Annotated in this window: 3 protein-coding genes and 2 pseudogenes; 4 read left to right on the forward strand and 1 reads right to left on the reverse strand. The window is 37.0% G+C overall.

The features are described from left to right. From DYY66_RS15435 to DYY66_RS13435, 4 genes and pseudogenes are all read left to right on the forward strand, one after another. Window positions 1-277 (forward strand): annotated as a pseudogene (locus DYY66_RS15435) (GTP-binding protein); the annotation flags it as partial. Window position 278: 1 nt separating this feature from the next. Next, window positions 279-745 (forward strand): annotated as a pseudogene (locus DYY66_RS13430) (TGS domain-containing protein); the annotation flags it as partial. A gap of 72 nt (window positions 746-817) precedes the next feature. Beyond that, a complete protein-coding gene (locus tag DYY66_RS00065) occupies window positions 818-991 on the forward strand; it encodes a hypothetical protein (RefSeq protein WP_166285121.1) in 174 nt (57 codons plus the stop codon). A gap of 35 nt (window positions 992-1,026) precedes the next feature. After that, window positions 1,027-1,368 carry a hypothetical protein gene (locus DYY66_RS13435; RefSeq protein WP_166285123.1) on the forward strand — a complete coding sequence of 114 codons (342 nt, stop codon included), beginning with the start codon at window positions 1,027-1,029 and terminating at the stop codon, window positions 1,366-1,368. Between the two features lie 4 nt (window positions 1,369-1,372). Here DYY66_RS13435 and DYY66_RS00075 read toward each other — a convergent pair whose 3' ends face one another. Further along, on the reverse strand, window positions 1,373-1,657 hold the full coding sequence (locus DYY66_RS00075; RefSeq protein WP_166285125.1) for a hypothetical protein: 285 nt from the start codon (window positions 1,655-1,657) through the stop codon (window positions 1,373-1,375). Between the last annotated feature and the right edge of the window lie 323 nt (window positions 1,658-1,980).

The following is a 1,980-nucleotide window of genomic DNA, read 5'->3' on the forward strand; positions in this document are numbered from 1 at the left end:
GGTCTTGGAAAAAGAGTTTTGGCAGTTGCAAAAAGTGCAGACTTGGTATTGATAATACTTGATGTCTTCCAACCATATCTTGAAGATGTAATCAGAACAGAACTTGGAAACATTGGAATTAGATTGGACCAGAGACCGCCAGATATAGTGATTGAAAAGACAGGCGATGGAGGAATTGCAGTCAGTCAACAGGTTCCACTTACCAAGATGTCAATTAGTCTAATGAAAGACATACTCAGATTGTACGGGATGAATAACGGTAGAGTTCTAGTTAGAGNCGCAGTCAGTCAACAGGTTCCGCTTACTAAAATGTCAATAAGTCTAATGAAAGACATACTTAGATTGTACGGGATGAACAACGGTAGAGTTCTAGTTCGAGAAGATGTCGATGCAGACCAGTTGACAGACTACATATCAGGCAACAAGTTTTATGTCCAGTCCCTTACAATAATGAACAAAATTGATCTTGTAAATCAAGGGTTTGTAAATGAATTACAACAAAAATCAAAATCAAAATTTGTTCCAATATCTGCAGATTCGGATATCAACATAAACGCGTTAAAAGATGCAATATTTGAGAGACTTGATTTTATCAGAGTTTACATGAGACCGAAAGGAGGAGAGACAGACTACAAGGAACCTTTGATAATAAGAAACAAGTCAAGCGTGCTAGATGTATGTAACAAGCTCCACCGTGACCTCAAAAAAGATTTCAGATATGCACTAGTCTGGGGCAAGAGTGTAANAAGATGTTCTTACCATAATCAAGGCAAAATAGCAAAAACTCTTTTGTGTCAAAAACATTTTGTTGTATACAATGGAAGAAGCTGAATACAGATGGTGCAAGAAATGTTTTACAAAAACAAAACAAGAAATTATTTTCATGCCAAACATGGCAACATACAAGCGGAGAAGACAATACAAATGCACAGAGTGCGGACAGACATCATGGTTGCAAGGAAGAAGACCATCTGCAGAATCAGTATACTAAATTTTTTAACAAAAAATTAATTTTTGTGTAAAAAATTGTGTCTATATTACTCATCATTTAGTGTAATTTTCTTAAGTGCTACAATAGAAAAACAAGTAAATACAACAATTGTGCAATGGCAAAACGATCAACAAGAGCTGTTAAAAAAAGATCAGCTCCTAAGAGAAGATCTGCTGCAAAGCGATCTGCTCCAAAGAGACGATCTGCTCCAAAGCGTAGTGCTCCAAAAAGAAGATCTGCTGCAAAGCGATCTGCTCCAAAGAGACGAGCTGCTCCAAGAAAGAGATCAGCTTCACGAAAAGCAAAGAGAACAGCTTCAAAAAGACGAAGATAAAATTTTAAACAGATTATCGCTTCTTGCGAGCGATAATTTGTAATATTTTAGCTAAACATTTGACCTGGTGGAGATGGAGATTTTCCTTTAACTGCATCAGGTTCTACGAAAAATTTTCTTTCATTAGGAATTATCGATAGCTTCAGCGATGCATTGACTGCATAGTGCGGTGTACCATCAGGATTTTTGTAGTTTGTTGCAATACCAACTCTGTCAAGATCAACTTTTACTTTGACCATGGTTCCATCTTCAAGCTTGAAAGTGACATGTTCGTCTCCAACTCGTTGATGATCCAACATTTTGAATTCTATTTTATCTTTTGATGCGCTCATGATATCTCGAGATTAGTTTGAGTTATTTGAAGATTCTAGTATAGAAAGCTCATCAGTTTTATTTGCTGTTCAGTTGTCAGGACATTTTTCGAAGACAAGATCTCAAGTAGTTGTGTTATCAATGCGCGTTCTTGTTCTGAGAATCCTGTTGGACCCTTATCACCTGGTGGACCAGGTGGACCTCTAGGACCCTGTTCACCTGGAATTCCTTGTTGCCCTTGTGGACCTTGTGGACNATCTAACATTTTGAATTCTATCTTATCTTTTGATGTACTCATGATATCTTGAGATTGGTTTGAGTTATTTGAAGATTCTAGTATAGA

Origin of the sequence: Candidatus Nitrosotalea sp. FS (genome assembly GCF_011319475.1) — an archaeon.
Classification (GTDB): Archaea; Thermoproteota; Nitrososphaeria; order Nitrososphaerales; family Nitrosopumilaceae; genus Nitrosotalea.